Source organism: Streptomyces sp. MK37H, assembly GCF_018035285.1.
Lineage (GTDB): Bacteria > Actinomycetota > Actinomycetes > Streptomycetales > Streptomycetaceae > Streptomyces > Streptomyces endocoffeicus.
The window spans coordinates 1-352 of record NZ_JAAAYH010000893.1 but is presented as its reverse complement, the minus strand read 5'-3'; the positions used below and the strand labels follow the sequence as shown (position 1 = coordinate 352).

Genomic DNA, 352 nt, shown 5'->3' with positions numbered 1-352 from the left:
TGAGACGCTCGCCGAGCTGTGGGGCACCAAGGGTCTGGTCGCGGGCGGCCGGGGTGGTGCGCTGCAGACCGCGTTCCCGGACTCGGTCACCAAGGCGTTCGGCAACAAGGCGGAGCCGGATGCGGGCATGGTCTTCGAGGCTGACTTCGTCGCCGCCAATGTCGCCGACGCGGGTGCGGAGCTGGACCGGGACGCGAAGGTGTTCCCGTTCCCGGCGGTGGGCGCGGACGCGCCGGTGGTGACCGGTGGCGACGTCGGCGTGGCGCTGAAGAACAGCAAGGCGGCGCAGGCGCTGCTGACCTTCCTCGCCTCACCGGACGCTGGGACCATCTGGGCCCAGTCCGGGGGGTTT

At 71.6% G+C, this 352-nt stretch carries 1 pseudogene; it reads left to right on the top strand.

Annotated features, from left to right (window positions below):
* Nucleotides 1-352 (top strand): annotated as a pseudogene (locus GWI24_RS44645) (carbohydrate ABC transporter substrate-binding protein); the annotation flags it as partial.